Origin of the sequence: Bacillus sp. FSL K6-6038 (assembly GCF_038050455.1) — a bacterium.
Lineage (GTDB): Bacteria > Bacillota > Bacilli > Bacillales > Bacillaceae_G > Bacillus_A > Bacillus_A pseudomycoides.
This window is the reverse complement of the sequence record NZ_JBBOUH010000001.1, coordinates 5,059,259-5,077,088: the sequence shown is the minus strand read 5'-3', so window position 1 is coordinate 5,077,088 and position 17,830 is coordinate 5,059,259. Positions and strand designations below refer to the sequence as shown.

Annotated in this window: 16 protein-coding genes; all 16 read left to right on the top strand. The window is 32.6% G+C overall.

Annotation, left to right across the window (positions count from 1 at the left end; translation table 11 throughout):
- The first annotated feature begins 82 nt into the window (after window positions 1-82).
- The 16 genes from NSQ40_RS26745 to NSQ40_RS26670 all read left to right on the top strand — a co-directional run bounded on the left by NSQ40_RS26745 (window position 83) and on the right by NSQ40_RS26670 (window position 17,800).
- Window positions 83-1,114, top strand: coding sequence for a glycosyltransferase (locus NSQ40_RS26745; RefSeq protein WP_003202137.1), 1,032 nt, complete (start codon window positions 83-85; stop codon window positions 1,112-1,114).
- An 18-nt stretch (window positions 1,115-1,132) separates the two neighbouring features.
- Window positions 1,133-2,293 carry a polysaccharide pyruvyl transferase family protein gene (locus NSQ40_RS26740; protein WP_003202141.1) on the top strand — a complete coding sequence of 387 codons (1,161 nt, stop codon included), beginning with the start codon at window positions 1,133-1,135 and terminating at the stop codon, window positions 2,291-2,293.
- A gap of 13 nt (window positions 2,294-2,306) precedes the next feature.
- Window positions 2,307-3,497, top strand: a complete 1,191-nt coding sequence (locus tag NSQ40_RS26735) for a glycosyltransferase (RefSeq protein ID WP_033797514.1) — start codon at window positions 2,307-2,309, stop codon at window positions 3,495-3,497.
- A gap of 12 nt (window positions 3,498-3,509) precedes the next feature.
- Entirely contained in the window at window positions 3,510-4,703 is a 1,194-nt protein-coding gene (locus NSQ40_RS26730) for a glycosyltransferase (RefSeq protein WP_003209162.1), read from the top strand.
- Window positions 4,704-4,756: 53 nt separating this feature from the next.
- The gene (locus NSQ40_RS26725) at window positions 4,757-5,317 is read left to right on the top strand and encodes an acyltransferase (RefSeq protein ID WP_258248367.1); all 561 of its coding nucleotides are present in this window, start codon (window positions 4,757-4,759) and stop codon (window positions 5,315-5,317) included.
- 39 nt (window positions 5,318-5,356) lie between these two features.
- Window positions 5,357-6,538 carry a glycoside hydrolase family 88 protein gene (locus NSQ40_RS26720; protein WP_258248366.1) on the top strand — a complete coding sequence of 394 codons (1,182 nt, stop codon included), beginning with the start codon at window positions 5,357-5,359 and terminating at the stop codon, window positions 6,536-6,538.
- A 114-nt stretch (window positions 6,539-6,652) separates the two neighbouring features.
- The gene (locus tag NSQ40_RS26715) at window positions 6,653-7,741 is read left to right on the top strand and encodes an acyltransferase family protein (RefSeq protein WP_018781212.1); all 1,089 of its coding nucleotides are present in this window, start codon (window positions 6,653-6,655) and stop codon (window positions 7,739-7,741) included.
- A gap of 279 nt (window positions 7,742-8,020) precedes the next feature.
- Window positions 8,021-8,902 carry a glycosyltransferase family 2 protein gene (locus tag NSQ40_RS26710; protein WP_003202156.1) on the top strand — a complete coding sequence of 294 codons (882 nt, stop codon included), beginning with the start codon at window positions 8,021-8,023 and terminating at the stop codon, window positions 8,900-8,902.
- Window position 8,903: 1 nt separating this feature from the next.
- The gene (locus NSQ40_RS26705; protein WP_003202158.1) at window positions 8,904-10,451 is read left to right on the top strand and encodes a lipopolysaccharide biosynthesis protein; all 1,548 of its coding nucleotides are present in this window, start codon (window positions 8,904-8,906) and stop codon (window positions 10,449-10,451) included.
- Window positions 10,452-10,915: 464 nt separating this feature from the next.
- Window positions 10,916-11,512, top strand: a complete 597-nt coding sequence (locus tag NSQ40_RS26700; protein ID WP_003202160.1) for a sugar transferase — start codon at window positions 10,916-10,918, stop codon at window positions 11,510-11,512.
- A gap of 13 nt (window positions 11,513-11,525) precedes the next feature.
- Entirely contained in the window at window positions 11,526-12,158 is a 633-nt protein-coding gene (locus tag NSQ40_RS26695; protein ID WP_018781215.1) for an acetyltransferase, read from the top strand.
- Between the two features lie 13 nt (window positions 12,159-12,171).
- On the top strand, window positions 12,172-13,341 hold the full coding sequence (locus NSQ40_RS26690; RefSeq protein WP_018764970.1) for a DegT/DnrJ/EryC1/StrS family aminotransferase: 1,170 nt from the start codon (window positions 12,172-12,174) through the stop codon (window positions 13,339-13,341).
- Between the two features lie 1,039 nt (window positions 13,342-14,380).
- Window positions 14,381-16,318, top strand: coding sequence for a lasso peptide isopeptide bond-forming cyclase (locus NSQ40_RS26685; RefSeq protein WP_098101818.1), 1,938 nt, complete (start codon window positions 14,381-14,383; stop codon window positions 16,316-16,318).
- Between the two features lie 14 nt (window positions 16,319-16,332).
- Window positions 16,333-16,464: a paeninodin family lasso peptide gene (locus NSQ40_RS26680; RefSeq protein WP_000808480.1), complete on the top strand. Its 132-nt coding sequence runs from the start codon at window positions 16,333-16,335 to the stop codon at window positions 16,462-16,464.
- 107 nt (window positions 16,465-16,571) lie between these two features.
- A complete protein-coding gene (locus NSQ40_RS26675; RefSeq protein WP_003202169.1) occupies window positions 16,572-17,501 on the top strand; it encodes a hypothetical protein in 930 nt (309 codons plus the stop codon).
- Window positions 17,501-17,800: a lasso peptide biosynthesis PqqD family chaperone gene (locus NSQ40_RS26670; RefSeq protein WP_000095761.1), complete on the top strand. Its 300-nt coding sequence runs from the start codon at window positions 17,501-17,503 to the stop codon at window positions 17,798-17,800. Before NSQ40_RS26675 ends, NSQ40_RS26670 begins: the two co-directional genes overlap by 1 nt.
- The last annotated feature ends 30 nt before the right edge of the window (window positions 17,801-17,830 follow it).

Below are 17,830 nucleotides of genomic sequence, written 5' to 3'. Positions count from 1 at the left end.
ATACATCAAGTATAGGAGACAACAATAAAGGTGTATTTATGATGATAGCGTAAGAGATTTCTCGTAAAGGTGTGATTTAGGCATGAGCCAAAAAGTAAGTGTAATAATACCAGTTTATAATGCAGGGAAATATATCACTCGGTGCATAGAGTCACTTTTAAATCAGACACTCCAAGAGTGTGAGTTTATATTTATTAATGATGGCTCGATAGACGATAGCAGAGAAATCATTGAGGGATATAAACAAGTAGATGACAGGATAATACTTATAAATCAAGTAAATCAAGGTGTAAGTATTGCAAGAAATAAGGGCTTACATTTAGCCGCTGGAGAATATGTGGGATTTGTTGATGCTGATGATTGTATAGAAAAGGATATGTATGAAACACTATATAACTCAGTAAAACAAAGTAATTGTGATGTAGTTATATCAAATTTTAAGGGCGAGACGGAAGGGCATAAGGTAATTACAACATATCCATTTCCTATAGATATTGTTCTTGAAAAAGATTATATAGAGCAAGAAGTATTACCTTATTTCCTTAAGGCAGATAATTTAAATACTGTTGTAAATAAGATCTATAGAAATAATTTAATTAAAGAAAATAACGTTAAATTCCCAAGCGGAATTGCATTGGGGGAAGATGGAATGTTTAACGTTGCATTCTTTAGTGGTGCAACTCGTATGAAATATGTAGATTATGTAGGTTACCATTACAAGGAGGTAGCTGGTAGTGCTACCAGAAACATATCCGAAAAAGATTATTTTCAGAGGGCTGTAGAAGTATATACTATGGAATTACCCCAAATATATACTGATAAAATTGATAGAGTAAGAATAAGTAAATTAAGGTCAATAAAGTTTATTAATAGTGTAATGTCCTATATACATGTTTATTTTACACCATCTAAAGATGTAAGTTTCAATAAGCGGTATAAATACGTAAAAAGTATGATACGAAATAAACATGTGAGAGAGGCACTACCTATATATTATAGTGAAATTTATAACAAGCTAGGAAGATATGAGCGGTTAATAATAAATTTAATAAAGAGACAATCAACTGTTGGGCTGTATTGCGTTACAGCTTACAGTAGATTCAGAAATAAATAATAGTGAGGGAGTTTAAGTATGAAAATTATGATGTTTGCCCATGGTGGAAGTCTTAATAGGGGATGTGAGGCTATTGTTCGTTCCTCTACTAATATCATAAAAGAAAAGGTAGATGAAACAAAGATATATTTGGTATCAAGTAAGCCTGAAACAGATAAGATTATAACAAAGTTAGATGGAATATATGATGGTTCTACTAAGAATATAGCGAAGTACTCATACGATTGGTGGATGGCTTTACTTAAAGTAAAATTGTTTAATGATGAATCTTATGCAATAGCTAAAATGGAAGATAATATAATTAAACATATAAAGAATATGGATGTATGTTTATCTATAGGTGGAGATAATTATTGTTACGGGGAACAGCCTGCATTGTATGAAATAAATAAAAAAGTAAAAGCAGCAGGAAAGAAGTTAGTGTTATGGGGATGTTCTATAGGTGAAGAGGATATGTCTGAGAGAAAGTTAGGAGACTTAAAACAGTTTGATTTAATATTAGCTCGTGAAACTCTTACCTATAATATGTTGAAAAACAAGGGACTTAATAACGTTAAATTGTGTGCAGATCCTGCATTTACCATGGAGAAAGAAGAGTTGGAATTACCTAAAGGATGGCAAGATGGCAATACAATAGGTCTTAATTTTAGTCCACTTGTATGGAATAGAAACAAGGATTCACAAGTTGCAGTAAGAGATTTAATTAACCATATACTAGATACTACAGATTCAACAATTGCTCTCACACCGCATGTTATGCAGGATGGGAATAACGATTATGAAGTTCTGTATACATATTATGAGGAATTTAAAAATACAGGTAGGGTAATTATATTACCAAACAATTTAAATGCAATACAATATAAAGGGTATATAGCTAGGATGCGATTCTTTATAGGAGCTAGAACACATGCCACGATAGCGGCTTACTCAAATTGTGTTCCAACTATGGTATTGGGATACAGTATAAAATCGAAGGGAATAGCTAAAGACTTATTTGGAGAAGAGAAATTAGTCTTAAATATAGAAGAAATATCTAATAGTAATAAATTAAAAGCTAAATTCGATGAGATGGTAAGAGAAGAAGATCAATTGAAGAGCAAACTAGAGCAAACTATGCCTAATATTAAAAAAATGTCATATAAAGCGGTAGAATACTTACAAGAATTAGCTAAGTAAATCGAGGTATATTATGAAAAAAAATTTATTATTTGTTATGCCTAGTCTATCTGCTGGTGGTGGAGAAAAGAGTCTAGTAAACTTATTATCTCAAATAGATTATCAGTTATATAATGTAGATTTATTTTTGTTTAACCATGAAGGTATATTTATGGAATTTGTACCAAAAGATGTACAAATTTTACCTATACCAGAAACATATAAGACGTTTACTTTACCTTTGTTTAAATCGGTCAAAACGTTTTTATTAAAAGGAGAAATATCGCTAGCCTATAATAGATGTATGTTCACCATAAAGAATAGAGCAGGAAAAAATACATCGATAAAGGAACAATACAGCTGGAAATATATCGCTAAGTCTTTAAATGAAATTGAGAAACAGTATGATGCTACTATAGGGTTTTTAGAAAAAACCGCTACATATTTTTGTGTAGATAAGGTGAAAGCACATAAGAAAATAGGATGGGTACATATTGACTATAATAAATTAGGGATGGATTCGAACTTTGATGCTTTGTACTTCAGAAAGCTAAACAATATAGTTACAGTATCGGAAGAGTGTGCCAATATTCTAAAAAACAGATTTCCTAATCAAAAAGATGAGATAAGCGTTATTTATAATATTGTATCACCGACAATGATACATAAAATGGCTAACCAGGAAAATAAGGATGTTTATACTAAGAAAGATAATGAAATTATTATACTTTCAGTAGGTAGGCTGCACTACCAAAAAGGCTTTGAAATGGCTATAGAATCCTGTAAGAAACTAATAGATAAAGGGTATAAAGTAAAGTGGAATATTATAGGAGAGGGCGAGGAAAGAGAACGACTGACTAATTTGATAAAAGCAAATAAATTAGAAAACAATTTCAAATTGTTAGGATTAAAATCTAATCCTTATCCGTATATAAAACAAGCAGATATTTATGCACAGACATCTAAATTTGAAGGGAAATCTATAGCAATTGATGAGGCGAAAATATTGAATAAGCCTATACTTGTTACTGATTTTAGTACCGCGAAAGATCAAATTGACAATGAAATAAATGGATTAATTGTAGATATGAAGCCGGAGGCTATTGCAAAAGGAATTGAGAGGCTTATAAAAGATACAGAATTAAGAAAAAAATTAGTAAATAACCTTTCGAAAGAGAAATTAGGAACGGAAGAAGAAATATATAAGTTATATGAAATTCTATAATGGGTGAGGTTCATGAAAAAAAAAATATTATTTATAATGAATAATTTAAATTGTGGTGGGGCTGAAAAAGCCCTAATTTCTTTATTGGGCGTTATAGATTATTCTAAATACAAAGTGGATTTATTTTTATTTAAGCATGAAGGAATATTTATAAATAAGTTACCAAAAGAAGTCACTCTATTACCTGAACCAATAAAGTATAAATATTTTGATATGCCTATAAAAAGGTCTTTGACAGAATTAATGAAAATAGGAGATTTTAAAACGACATTTTCTAGAGGAGTATTAGGGTATCTGGCTAAGACAGAAACGAATGGAGCTATAATCGAACAAAAAATATGGAAATACATGTCGAAATCAATAGATGAAATCAATAAGGAATATGATGTAGCGATAGGATTTCAAGAAAAAAACCCTATATATTTCTGTGTAGACAAGGTAAAAGCGAAAAAAAAGATTGGATGGATACACACGGATTATAATAAATTAGGGATTGATTATAGTAAAGAAAAATTTTATTTTGGTAAACTAGATCATATAGTGACTGTATCAGAAGAGTTAGTTAATATTTTAAGGGATAATTTCCCTGAATATGGAAAGAAAATTGGGTGTATACACAATATAGTTTCTTCAAGAATGATAAGGAAAATGTCATTAGAGAAAGTTGATTTTAAAGAAGAGAACGATAGAAGTATATCATTAATTTCGGTAGGAAGATTGGCTAAAGAAAAGGGATTAGATATCTCTTTAGAAGCATTTAATATACTCGTAAAAAAAGGGTACGATCTTAAATGGTATTTGATTGGAGAAGGCAACGTAAGAGAAGAACTTGAAAGACGTATAAGGGAAGAAAAACTAGAAAAAAGAGTAATTTTATTAGGTATAAAAGAAAATCCATATCCATACATAAAGCAAGCAGATATATATATACAGACATCCAGATATGAAGGTAAATCTATTTCTATAGATGAGGCAAAAATACTGGCAAAACCAATATTAATTACTAATTTTGAGACAGCTAATAATCATATAAGAAATAATATCAATGGAGTAATTGCAGAGATGAACCCTATGTCAGTGGCAAAGCATCTTGAGTTATTAATAAAAGAAGAAAAATTAAGAATTAAGTTTATCGATAATCTCAAGAAAGAAGAATTAGGGACAGAGGATGAAGTGAATCATTTGTATAATTTAATGAACAGTTAAGTGTAGCGTTTAAAAATAAGTTAAATAATGAAATACATTCACTGGAGGCAATTATGTTTAATCGGATAAAAAAATCTTTAATGGTAAGATTAGGAATGGTATCTCTTGAGGATTTAACGGTAGAAGCGTGTTTGCAAAGAGGTATGAAGGTAGGGAAAAATTGTAGTGGATTAGCTGGAAGTACAATTGACTATGCTCATTGTTGGCTAATAGAAATAGGTGATAATGTTACATTTGCACCTCAAGTCTATCTCCTTGCACATGACGCCAGTACGAAACGGTATTTAGATTATACAAAAATAGCAAAAGTAAAAATAGAAGACCATGCATTTATAGGGGCAAGGGCTTTAATTATGCCGGGGGTTACAATAGGGAAAAATGCTATTGTGGCCGCGGGAAGTGTAGTAACAAAATCGGTTCCTGAAGGGTGCATAGTTGGAGGAAATCCCGCGAAAATTATAGGGAAAACAAAGGATTATATCAATAAGCACAAATTAAATCTAAAGACAGCAAATCGTTATGATAAAAACTGGACAATAGGTGAGAATATCACATCAGACATGTGTACTAAAATGTCAGAAGAATTAGGTAGTACTGTTGGATATGTTAAATGAGTATTTAAATTATTTTCACGTTGAAAGGGCAATATAAAGATGATATTTCAAATTTTGAGCTATATTGTAATTTTTATTATTTTAATGGTTATTACCATAGACTTAGTACCTGTAATAAAAGATTGGGTACTGAGAATTCATATGGGGAGATATGAAGATAAATCCATATGGAATGAGACTATAACTAAAAAAGGGTCTAAGTGGTTACTAAACACACCAAAAATAAAAGTAACAGACAATACAAGATTAGTTGTAATAGATATGTTGAAAGGGAATTATACGAAAAGCACGATACAACATTGGCAAGAAGCATCATTAGTATTAGGCTTATCTGAGTATGTAAAACATAATGATGATAAGGAAATGAAATCTGAGATTGAAAAATTTTTGAATTCGAAATTTGATAGTAATGGTCAATGGTTAGAAAAACCTAAGCATATAGACGGAGCTATACTTGCTTACGCTATTATGAAGTTGGAATATATTGATATAAACAAATACAAAAAAGCATTAGATTATACATGGGAAATGATTAAGGAACATATAGGTGAGGACGGCACAGTAGAATATAGGAAGTTTATGAAAAGCTACAGATATGTAGATACTATAGGGTTTATATGCCCCTTTTTAGTTTGTTACGGTACTAAATTTAACAAAGATGATTGTATAGATTTAGCAGTGAAACAAATTAAAGAGTATGAGCAATATGGAATGTTAGACAAACATTCACTACCATGTCATGTTTACAAGATTGAGAATAAAGTTCCTCTTGGATTATACGGATGGGGAAGAGGACTTGGTTGGTTTGCTATAGGTCTTATAGATGCGTGGAATGAATTGCCACAAGATAGTAAATATAAATTTGCTTTCGAAGAAAGTGTTAAAAGATTCGCGGAAGCTGCAATGAGCTTTCAACAAGATAATGGTAGTTGGAATTGGACTGTAACTAGAAATGAGAGTAGGTCCGACTCTTCCGCTACAGCTACGCTAGGCTGGTTTATGTTAAATGCCTCAAAGATAGAGAAGGTATCAAAAGAATGCCTAGATAGCACAGAAAAGGCTATGAGTTATTTAATGAAAGTTACGAGGAAAGATGGGGCAGTTGACTTTTCTCAAGGCGATACAAAAGACATAGGGGTGTATTCCACACTGTTCAATATATTGCCGTTTGCTCAAGGGTTCTGCATTAGATTAATCAATTCATATTTAAGTAGGAACTAAACCTTCATCCCCTTTACTCATATTTGTATGAGGCAACTTTATTGATAAAGAAAATAAATGGTTTGAAAATTCGAACCATTTATTTTTTGGGGAAATGAGAAAGGTGGGAATCATATGTTAAACTCTTTAACGTCATTTAGGTTTATTGCTGCGCTAATGGTTTTCTTATTTCATATGGGTGTGTTTAGCCAATATCAATTAGGTTCAGCGGGCGTTCAATTCTTTTTTGTTTTATCTGGCTTTATTTTAGCTTATAACTATCATTCTAAATTTACAGAGCTAAATAAACACAGTATCAAAAAATTCTATAAAGCAAGATTTTCTAAAGTATATCCAGTTCATGTATTAACCTTTCTTCTTTCTGCACCATTAGTTATTTTATACTTTCACCCTAATAGTTTATATTTTATAAAACTTGCTTTTATGTCAATCATTAATTTGCTATTGATACAAAGCTTCGTACCTAGTCAGGGTACTTATTTCAATTTTAACGGCGTTTCGTGGACATTATCGGTTGAAGCTTTCTTTTATGTTATGTTTCCTTTTCTGCTATGGGTATTTATGAAACTTAAAGTTAAAAAGAACATCATTACATCCATATTGGTATTCTTGGTAGTATGGATAATTTTATTTCTATTGAATAAAAACTTGGATGAAGATAATCCATTTTTTATTTGGATATTACATATTTTTCCGGTTACTAGATTGTTCGAATTTTCAACGGGTATACTTTTGGGATTGATTTATATTGAAAAATCCGATAAAGCAAACTTTAACAAAAACATATTTACTGTTTTAGAACTACTATGTTTACTTTTATCCATTGCTTTATTATCGTATTCGATAAAATTAGATGTAGGAATTGTTCGTGGTGTTTATTTTGTTCCACTATGGTGCTTGTTAATTTTCACCTTTTCATTTCAATGCGGTATATTTTCAAAATTATTATCACAAAGGCTATTTGTTTACTTAGGTGAAATTAGTTTCTCATTTTATATGATTCACCAAATAGTGATACGATACTTGGATTTCTTGAAGTTAGAAAATACATATAGTTTTGTGGTTTGTTTAATAGTTTCTTTATTGTTAAGTGCAGTAATTTATCAATTTTATGAAGAGCCGTTACGTAAGAAAATTCGTTTTGGTTTTCAAAAAAAACATCAAAAGATACAAGTGCCTTTACCAAAAGAATTCCTTAAATAAGAGATTTTTATAAAAGATTATTGTTAAATGTAGTCCTAGAAAACAAACATTTTCTTCTTCATAGCTCGAAAAAATTAATATCTAAAGATAACAAGTAGAATAAAGTGTAATAGATTTAGTACGTAAACGAGAGGGAGTATAAATGGATTTTCTTTTTGTAATATTAAAAGATATATTTTCATTTGTAGAAGTTAAGTCTTGAAATAGGCAAATAATTAACTGAAATGATTACTGTGAATAGATGGAAAGAAAAAGTTAGGATAAAAATGAGGGGATTAAATGAGAATAACAGTATTCACTCCAACATACAACAGGAGTTATATCATAGAGAAATTATATAGATCGTTACAAGAACAAACATATACGGATTTTGAATGGCTAGTTATTGATGATGGGTCAAGTGATAATACAGAGGAATTATTCAAGATGTGGAAACTAGAAAAAAACCCATTTCCCATACGGTATTATAAAGTCAAAAACGGAGGGAAACATAGAGCGATTAACAGGGCTGTCGATTTGGCTGAAGGTGAAATGTTCTTTATAGTAGATTCTGATGACAATCTTACAGAAGATGCTTTAGAAAGTATAGTAAGTTGGGAAAATAGCCTAGAAGATAAAAAGCTATTTTGTGGTGTTTCGGGTAATAAAGGGGGGAGTATTGAGGACCTCGTAGGGACAACATTTGAAGGTAAATATATTGATGCAACTTCACTTGAACGGAATACATATAATATAACGGGAGATAAGGCTGAGGTTTTTTATACCGATATATTAAGGAAATACAAGTTTCGTGAGTTTGAAGGGGAAAAATTTATGACAGAGGCTACAGTATGGAATAAAATGGCTTATGAAGGTTATAAAATAAGATGGTTTAATAAAACAATATATATATGTAATTATTTAGAGGATGGTTTAACTCAAAATATGAAGGAGATATTCGCCGGAAGTCCTAAAGGTACAGCATATTATATGAAGCAGCAAATTGAATTTTATAAGTGTAGTCCAAAGGGTAGATTATCCTATTATAATTTATATTACGATTTTGTTAAGTCTAATTTAAATGTAAAGAAGGCTGCAGAATACTTAGGTATTCAACCGGTTACTTTAATGGCGGCTATCTTTTTAGCTAAATGTAAAAAAATTATATCAAGAAGGTCTTAAAATGAGGATAAAAAACTCCATAATTAATATATCTGCTGGGATCGGGAACCAAATCATTGTTACATCTTTAAGCTTCATTTCACGAACTGTATTTATCAATAGTCTAGGTATTGAATATCTAGGTATAAATGGATTCCTTACTAATATATTATCTATGCTTTCTTTAGCTGAGGCAGGGATAGGTGCTAGTATAATGTATAGTCTTTATAAGCCGGTTGCAGAGAACGATCAAGAAAAGATTAACGTACTTATGAGATTGTATCGGAAAGCATATATGGTAATCGCCTTAATTGTCTTGTTACTTGGATTGTCCTTGATGCCATTTCTTGGTTATTTCATTAAAGATTCGAATGTCGAAAATATCCATTGGATTTATCTTATTTTTCTATTCAATACAGTTGTACCTTATTTGTACATGCATAAGAATTCATTCTTAAGTGTTTCGCAAAAGGGTTATATTGTAACAGGAATATATTCTATATCTTCAATTGCATCTGCTTGTCTCAAGATTGGAATACTTCATTTTACAAAAAATTATATTCTATACTTAGTTATTGATAGTGTGATAACAGTCGCTACTAGCATTGTTTTGGCAATTATAGTCAACAGGATGTATCCATTTTTAAAAGAGAAAGTTTCGGGTGTATTAGATGCTGAAACTAAAGAGAAAATTGTTAAGAATGTGAAAGCAATTGTACTACAAAACATAGGGAATTATTTAGTATTGGGTACTGATAACATTATTATATCTTCATTTATCAGTGTGGCGGCAGTCGGATTATATTCTAATTATAATATGTTAATAGATATTTGTAGAAACTTTACTTATCAAATCTTTAATAATACATATCATAGTGTAGGAAATTTAGTAGCAGAGGAAAGTGTAGAGAAGGTTTATAGTGTGTATAAAGTCTATATGCTTTTAAATTTTTGGTTATACTCATTCTTCTCTATACTTTTATGCATTACAATAGAACCTTTTATCACTTTATGGATTGGAACCGAGTATCTTATGAGCAAAAGTGTGTTGCTTGTATTAATAATTATTTTTTATGAAAGGGGCATGAGGAATTCCATAACGACTATAAAAACTACAGCGGGTGTTTTTCATGAGGATAGATATGCGCCTTTGGTTCAAGCTGCTGTTAATTTAGTAATTTCTATTGTATTAGTTAAGTATATGGGAATAATAGGTGTCTTTATTGGTACACTTGTAAGTGTGCTTGTTGTTCCTTTCTGGATTACTCCTTATTTAGTATACAAAAATGTATTTAATAGGTCTGTAATGGATTATTTCTTGAAATACTCCTACTACGCAGCGATAGGTATAGGAACGTATTTTATTACAAGTTTTTTGAGCAATTTCACGTTATCAAGCCATGTCTTGGAGTTATTGTTAAAGGGAATGATTTGTATCATAGTTCCTAATGTGATTTATATATTGATTTTTCATAAAACAACAGAGTTTAAATATTTATTTGGGATTATTAGAGGGATTTCACAAAAGTTATTAAAAAAATTCAATTTAAACAAGAAAATTTCTTATTAATTTTAACTAAGATATTGTTAAATTCTATTACCATACGTTTTAAGGAAAGCCCTGTGAACTATAGACTATGGAATGAAGCCCTTCTTAGTTCATACTGATTGATTAGGGAGAAGAAGATGACTACGGCCAAATATGTATTCAATGATGTATCTATTGATATAAGTACAAATGCTAGATTAATAGATGATACTATCATTAACTGAATGTAGAAATAATAAACCGCTATCTTTGTATAAAAATATAGCGGTTTTATTATGGGCTTAGGCGTCCGGTACTTTAGGAAACGAAGGATTGTATCTATAGCATACTGAGTGAACATATACACTGCAAATGACTTTCATGTTATGTATATGAAACTGACGGTAGGATTAAATTGGAGAGAATTACTAAAAAGTAATTAGAAGATTGGAATCCTGTTCTGTGGGGAACTCTCTAAAAAATTTTCGATTGGAGTATAATTATTTATGAAAAGATTTTTTGATTTATTTGTTTCTTTATCATTATTGGTGTTACTGTTAGTTCCTATTAGTATAGTAGCCGTATTAGTTAGATGTAAGTTAGGTTCCCCTATCATATTTAAGCAGCAACGCCCGGGATTACATGGTGCGTCTTTTTCTCTTTATAAGTTTAGATCTATGACTGATGAGAAAGATAGCAACGGCAATCTGTTGCCTGATGATGTAAGGTTTACTAAGTTTGGGGGATTTCTTAGAAAGTGTAGTTTGGATGAGTTGCCACAGTTATTCAATGTTATAAAAGGCGATTTAAGTTTAGTAGGTCCCAGACCACTATTAATGGAATATTTGGAGTTATATACAGAAGAACAATCTAGGCGGCATATGGTAAGACCAGGAATTACAGGGTGGGCTCAAGTGAATGGAAGAAATGCAATTTCATGGGAAGAGAAATTTGATTTTGATGTGTGGTATGTCGATAATAGGACTTTTTGGCTTGATATGAAAATTTTGTTGTTAACGGCAAAGAAAGTATTTAAGTCAGAAGGAATCAATCAGGTTGGGCATGTAACTGTGGAAAAATTTAATGGTACAAAGAATTCTTGAGGAGGTGAGATGGATGCGAATAATTATGATTGGGGCAGGTGGTCATAGTAAAGTAATCCGAGATATTATCCTATCGTATGGAAATTATGAAATCATTGCGCAATTAGATGATGTGTATAAAGAGTTAAAAGTTGAGGATGGCGTTTATTTTGGACCTATTTCTGCAGCTGTAAAGTTAATGGATGAGCATGTAGATACAAAGTTCGTGATAGCTATAGGAAATAACAGAACAAGAAAGATAATTATGGAGCAGTTAGAGATTCCCAGTCATCGCTATGCGACGCTTATACATAAACAATCTATTGTTAGTTTAAGTGCAAAGATTGGAGCTGGTACGGTTGTGATGCCTGGTGCAATTATTAATGCAGATGTTGAAATTGGGAATCACGTTATTGTCAATTCAGGCGCTATTATTGAACATGATAATAAGGTAAAAGATTTTGCACATATTTCCCCAAATGCAGTGCTTACAGGATCCGTTACTGTAGGAACAGGAGTACATATAGGAGCAGGAGTTAATGTAATTCCAAATATTACAATTGGCGATTGGTCCGTTATCGGTGCCGGAGCAACAGTGATCTGTGACATTGTAGCGAATTGTAAAGCAGTTGGCATTCCAGCTAGAGTAATAAAAAAAGAATTATAGGAGAGTGTTTAAAGTGGTATATTCACAGGAAAAAACAAGAATCTATCTCTCCGCTCCACATATGAGCGGTAATGAACAAAAATATATAGGGGAAGCATTTGATATGAATTGGATTGCTCCACTTGGTCCAAATGTAGATGCGTTTGAAAGTGAACTTTCATCCCATGTTGGAGTTCTTGATGCGGCTGCAGTTAGTTCAGGAACCTCTGCTATCCATTTGGCACTTCGCTTACTGGATGTAAGAGATGGAGATACGGTATTTTGTTCGAGTCTTACTTTTATAGCGAGCGCAAATCCAATTCTATATTTAGGGGCTAAACCAGTATTTATTGATTCTGAGCTTGAAACATGGAATATGTCGCCACAAGCTTTAGAACGTGCATTACGTGATGCAAATGAGAAAGGAATACTTCCGAAAGCAGTCATTGTTGTAAATTTATATGGACAAAGCGCTAAAATGGATGAAATTCTTTCGTTATGTGATACATATAATGTTCCAGTAGTAGAGGATGCAGCGGAATCACTTGGTTCTTCCTACAAAGGTAAAGCGAGTGGGACATTCGGAAAATTCGGTGTTTATTCGTTCAACGGCAATAAAATCATTACAACTTCAGGTGGAGGTATGCTTGTTTCGAATGATGTCGAAGCATTGAGAAAAGCAAGATTTTTAGCTACTCAAGCAAGAGATCCGGCTCCACACTACCAACATAGTGAGGTTGGATATAATTATCGTATGAGTAATATTTTAGCGGGTGTAGGTAGAGCGCAGCTGCAAGTCTTACGGGATAGAGTACAGGCAAGGAGAAAAATATTTGATAGATACTATCAAGAATTATCTCATATTCCAGGGGTACAGTTTATGCCTGAGTTAGAGGATACTTATTCAAACCGATGGCTTACAGTTCTTACTGTAGATGAAGAAAAAATAGGAGTATCGATTCAGACATTACTGAAACAACTGGAAAATGAAAACATTGAGGCGCGTCCTGTTTGGAAACCTCTTCATATGCAACCGCTATTTGAGGGAATAACTTATTATTCTCATAGTGAACGTGAAGATATTGCTAGAAAACTATTTGAAACCGGTCTATGTCTTCCATCTGGATCAGGTATGACAGAACAAGATCAGACAAGAGTTATTACATGTATTAAGAATATATTGACGGTAAGTGCTGGCATGTAAAGATAAAAAATAGAAAGAGCTTCAATTAAGAAAGGCGTTAATGAACTAGGAGGATTTAATATCTTATTCAGTGCCGTTTTTGTGAAATTTCATTTTACGGAAAAAAATTTTTTTTGAATGAAAGTCACGGCAATCCCTATAAAGAGTGAAATAGTAAGCGTACATAATCTTGTGGTAAATGCGAATTATATTCTTTGCTAGCATTATTAGTGGTGAACGCATATTATATCATCCCCTTTGTGAAAATGGTATAAATATAAAAAGGTTATTCTCCTGTTTCGATTAAAGAAGCAGAAGAATAAAGTAATAGAGAACATAAAATATAAAAATCAGCTTTAATTAATAGGTTAATAATAAATTATATAAAATATCATAGCACAGAAATTTTTAAAATATAAAAAGATGAAAATTTTGCTGTGTATTTGTAAGATATAACGTTTATCCTGCTATTTGTGAACATTAAGAGCACTACCTTAAGATTTTAGGGGAACTAAGAAGATAGATGGAATGTTCGTAAAAGCTCGATTGGTGAGGTTAATAGTCGGTAGGGATGTAGAGTCTCCTACCGATTAAAGTTTTACTGTATTATTTGTTCTGACAGTTACTAAAAAAGATACATAAATATTCATTTTTTTGAGTATATAGATGCTTGACAATACAATAGTGAAATGGTAATCTGATTTTATATTCTTTATAAAGAATATAAACGTTTTATTGATATATTAAATTCAAGGATTTTTATTCATATAAAATTCAGATGGTAATATTTTGATTCGGATTAAGAAGATCATATCTTTGTTCTTTTTTTGAGAAAATTAAAATGCAAGGGTTTACATTAGGATAGGTAGCCTGAAAGCTTGAATACTTCAACTGAAAAAAGATTTAAGGCTATAAAATTGGGTTTTAAAATCTGTTATGCGTAAACGAGGTAGTTTGAGGAAAGGGTTTTCTGGTATATTAATAACATTTTTTTGATATATCTGGTAATTTGCTTATCCATCGGGTTTTCCCTTAATTGTCTCGTAGTGGGAGGAAAAAAATGAGTGCAATAACCGGAATTTATCATTTAAATGGAGAACCGATACCGCCTGAACATAGGATTGGAATCATGAAGGATTTATCTCGTTATCCAGGTGACAATACCGATATATGGCACAAGGAAAATATTTTTTTGGGCTCCCATGCAAAATGGATAACATCTGAATCTATTAATGAACAATTACCTTACTATGATTATGAAACACAGTTGGTTATAACTGCTGATGCTATTATTGATAATCGCAATGAATTATTCGATAGATTGCAAGTAGAAAAGGTACATAGAAGAGAGATGCCTGATAGTAAGTTGATTTTACTCGCTTATCAAAAGTGGGGAGAGCATGTACCAAAGTATCTAATTGGTGATTTTGCTTTTATGATTTGGGATGAGAGAAAGCAATTACTTTTTGGTGCACGTGATTTTTCAGGAAGTCGGACTTTTTACTTTTACCGCAATCAAAATCAATTTGCTTTTTGTACTAGCATACAACCGCTGTTTTCTTTACCGTACGTCGGGAAGGAATTGAGTGAGCAATGGTTAGCTGAATATTTAGCAATACCTAATATGCTTGATACAATAGATGCATTTTCAACAGTGCATAAAAATATAGAGCAAGTCCCCCCTTCTCATACTATCTCCGTAGTTAAGGGAAGAGTTAGTATTGCGAAATACGACACGTTATTTGTAGAGGAGCAGTTGCAACTCAAATCAAATGAAGATTATGAAGAGGCGTTCAGGGACGTATTTGAAAGCGCAGTAACATCAAGGTTACGTACTCATCGTAATGTTGGTTCTCATTTAAGTGGGGGATTAGATTCAGGAGCTGTTGCTAGCTTTGCTGCGAGAGCTCTGCAAAAAGAGAACAAAAAATTATATACATTCAGCTCAGTACCTGCAGAAGGATTTACTGATTGGACTCGTGGCCATACGATTGCTGATGAAAAGCCATTTATCCAAACTACAGTACAACATGTAGGAAATATTAAAGGGAATTATTTGAATTTCCCGGGAGAAAATTCTTTCTCAGAAATTGATGATTGGCTTGAGATTATGGAGATGCCATATAAATTTTTCGAAAATTCCGTCTGGGTGAAAGGAATTTATGAAAAAGCCCAACAACAAGGGATTGGGGTGCTCTTAAATGGAGCGAGAGGAAATTTCACAATCTCTTGGGGGCCAGCTTTAGATTATTATGCGACTTTACTTAAAAAATTCAGCTGGTTGCAGCTTTATCGTGAAATTGATTTGTATGGTAAGAACGTTGGGGTCAAAAAATCGAGAATACTGAAAGTTGTAGGGGAGAAAGCATTTCCATCGATAAAAAACATGTTTTCCTCGGAACAGCAATACGAACTGCCAACGTTAGTTAGTCCAGAACTCGCAAAACGTACTGATGTATTCAGAAAGCTTGAAGAACATGGTGTGAAAGTAACAGGGGCTTCTATCCCAAATATATATGAAATAAGGCAGAAACATTTTGAACAGCTAAACTTGTGGAATACAACGGGTACAAGTGGAACAAAGCTCTCCTTGCGCTATGGTTTACAAGGGCATGATCCAACGAATGACTTACGGGTAATTCGATTCTGTTTATCGTTACCACTCGAACAATTTGTTCAAAATGGCTTAAATCGTGCACTTGTCCGGAGGTCCACAAAAGGATTTCTTCCTGACAAAGTAAGATTAAATCAACGTGTGCGGGGAATACAGGCAGCTGATGTGGTTCATCGCATGATTCCTTCATGGAAAATGTTTATCGAGGAACTTCAGCAGCTTAGTAAAGACCCAGTGGCCTCTAACTTTTTTAATATAGAGATTATTAAGAGTGCGATTTTGAAAATTCAAGGAGAACCACGAGTAGAATACGTGTTTGATCCGGATTTTAGAATTTTAATGCGTAGTCTTATTGTCTATCGATTTATCAAAAAATATATTTGAAAGGGGGTGAAATTATGAAACAAGAATGGCAATCACCAGTATTAGAAGTGCTTGATATCAACATGACAATGGCTGGACCTGGAAAGAGACTTGTTGACCAAGTTTTTGAAGATGAGGATGAGCAAGGCGCACTTCACCACAGCTAATGCACTAATATTTAAATGAGATTTATATGCTTTACAGCCCTTATATAGTTTAATTACGGTATAAGGGTTTTTTTTAATCAATTTTTCAACTATTTGGAGTGAGAAAGATGATACATACTGTAAAGAAAGAGATTTACAAAGCCTTCGGATTAGCCCTATTAAGTGAGATTCCCCTGCCGGAATTACCTCAAGTAAGTAATTACGAAAATGAAGTAGACGTAAAAATAGAAACTGCAGATTTGTCCCAATTATGGGGAGAGTTATCTTCTCCGAAGTCAGTATTTGTAGTTGAAGAAGAATTAATTATGTTTCAAATCCCCGAAACTGCTACGTTTTGTATTCAAAATGGAGAAAAAATTATTGTTTCACCTATGAAAGGGTCTGATCAAGATAAGATTCGGCTTTATATTCTTGGGACTTGTATGGGGGCATTGTTGATGCAGAGAAAAATACTCCCTCTGCATGGAAGTGCAATAGCCATCAATGGAAAGGCGTATGCTTTTGTAGGAAGATCGGGAGCTGGAAAATCAACTCTTGCATCAGCCCTTTTAAGCAAAGGCTATCAGCTTTTAAGCGATGATGTAATTGCTGTGTCTCTTTCTGAGGATAATACTCCTTTTGTTACACCATCTTACCCGCAACAAAAGTTATGGAAAGAGAGTCTTGATCAGTTTGGAATGGAGACAGCGCATTATCAGCCATTATTTGAAAGGGAAACTAAATATGCTGTCCCCGTTACAGCTAACTTTTTCGAGGAGCCATTGCCATTGGCAGGTGTATTCGAATTAGTGAAAGTAGAAAATGGGGATGTTGAACTTCAGCAGATTGAAGGACTGGAGAGACTACGCACATTGCTGCGTCATACATATAGGAATTCATTAATCCCACGATTGGGGATGATGGAATGGCATTTTATGCATTCTACAAATATCGTAAACAAAATAGATATGTTTCAATTGAGACGTCCTATTTCAAAGTTTACGGCACATGATTTAGTATCCAAAATTCTAGAGTCTTTAAAAGAGGAGGAAAAATAATGAGTAGTAAACAAACAATTTCATTACACAGTTTTGTTGTACAAGGTCAGGAAAATGTAGTGAGCGATATGGATGGGGAGAAAGTGATGATGAGCATCCATAATGGGAAATACTATAACTTGGGAGGTATAGGTGGTGAAATTTGGAGTTTAATTAATGAATTAATATCTGTCAATCAAGTGATTGATATATTATTGTCTCGATATATGATTGAAGAGGCAGAATGTAAGGAACAAGTACTCTCTTTCTTAAATCATTTGTATGCAGAAGGGTTAATCTCGGTTGATGAAAAACTTTGATTTTTAATTGAACGTTCCAGATTTAATAGA

What these genes read in the sequence shown, in the direction of transcription:
- NSQ40_RS26715 (WP_018781212.1), top strand. Translation starts at nt 6,653, where the DNA reads ATGTTAAACTCTTTAACGTCATTTAGGTTTATTGCTGCGCTAATGGTT.
- NSQ40_RS26675 (WP_003202169.1), top strand. Translation starts at nt 16,572, where the DNA reads ATGATACATACTGTAAAGAAAGAGATTTACAAAGCCTTCGGATTAGCC.
- NSQ40_RS26695 (WP_018781215.1), top strand. Translation starts at nt 11,526, where the DNA reads ATGCGAATAATTATGATTGGGGCAGGTGGTCATAGTAAAGTAATCCGA.
- NSQ40_RS26705 (WP_003202158.1), top strand. Translation starts at nt 8,904, where the DNA reads ATGAGGATAAAAAACTCCATAATTAATATATCTGCTGGGATCGGGAAC.
- NSQ40_RS26680 (WP_000808480.1), top strand. Translation starts at nt 16,333, where the DNA reads ATGAAACAAGAATGGCAATCACCAGTATTAGAAGTGCTTGATATCAAC.
- NSQ40_RS26670 (WP_000095761.1), top strand. Translation starts at nt 17,501, where the DNA reads ATGAGTAGTAAACAAACAATTTCATTACACAGTTTTGTTGTACAAGGT.
- NSQ40_RS26745 (WP_003202137.1), top strand. Translation starts at nt 83, where the DNA reads ATGAGCCAAAAAGTAAGTGTAATAATACCAGTTTATAATGCAGGGAAA.
- NSQ40_RS26725 (WP_258248367.1), top strand. Translation starts at nt 4,757, where the DNA reads ATGTTTAATCGGATAAAAAAATCTTTAATGGTAAGATTAGGAATGGTA.
- NSQ40_RS26720 (WP_258248366.1), top strand. Translation starts at nt 5,357, where the DNA reads ATGATATTTCAAATTTTGAGCTATATTGTAATTTTTATTATTTTAATG.
- NSQ40_RS26740 (WP_003202141.1), top strand. Translation starts at nt 1,133, where the DNA reads ATGAAAATTATGATGTTTGCCCATGGTGGAAGTCTTAATAGGGGATGT.
- NSQ40_RS26685 (WP_098101818.1), top strand. Translation starts at nt 14,381, where the DNA reads ATGAGTGCAATAACCGGAATTTATCATTTAAATGGAGAACCGATACCG.
- NSQ40_RS26710 (WP_003202156.1), top strand. Translation starts at nt 8,021, where the DNA reads ATGAGAATAACAGTATTCACTCCAACATACAACAGGAGTTATATCATA.
- NSQ40_RS26730 (WP_003209162.1), top strand. Translation starts at nt 3,510, where the DNA reads ATGAAAAAAAAAATATTATTTATAATGAATAATTTAAATTGTGGTGGG.
- NSQ40_RS26735 (WP_033797514.1), top strand. Translation starts at nt 2,307, where the DNA reads ATGAAAAAAAATTTATTATTTGTTATGCCTAGTCTATCTGCTGGTGGT.
- NSQ40_RS26700 (WP_003202160.1), top strand. Translation starts at nt 10,916, where the DNA reads ATGAAAAGATTTTTTGATTTATTTGTTTCTTTATCATTATTGGTGTTA.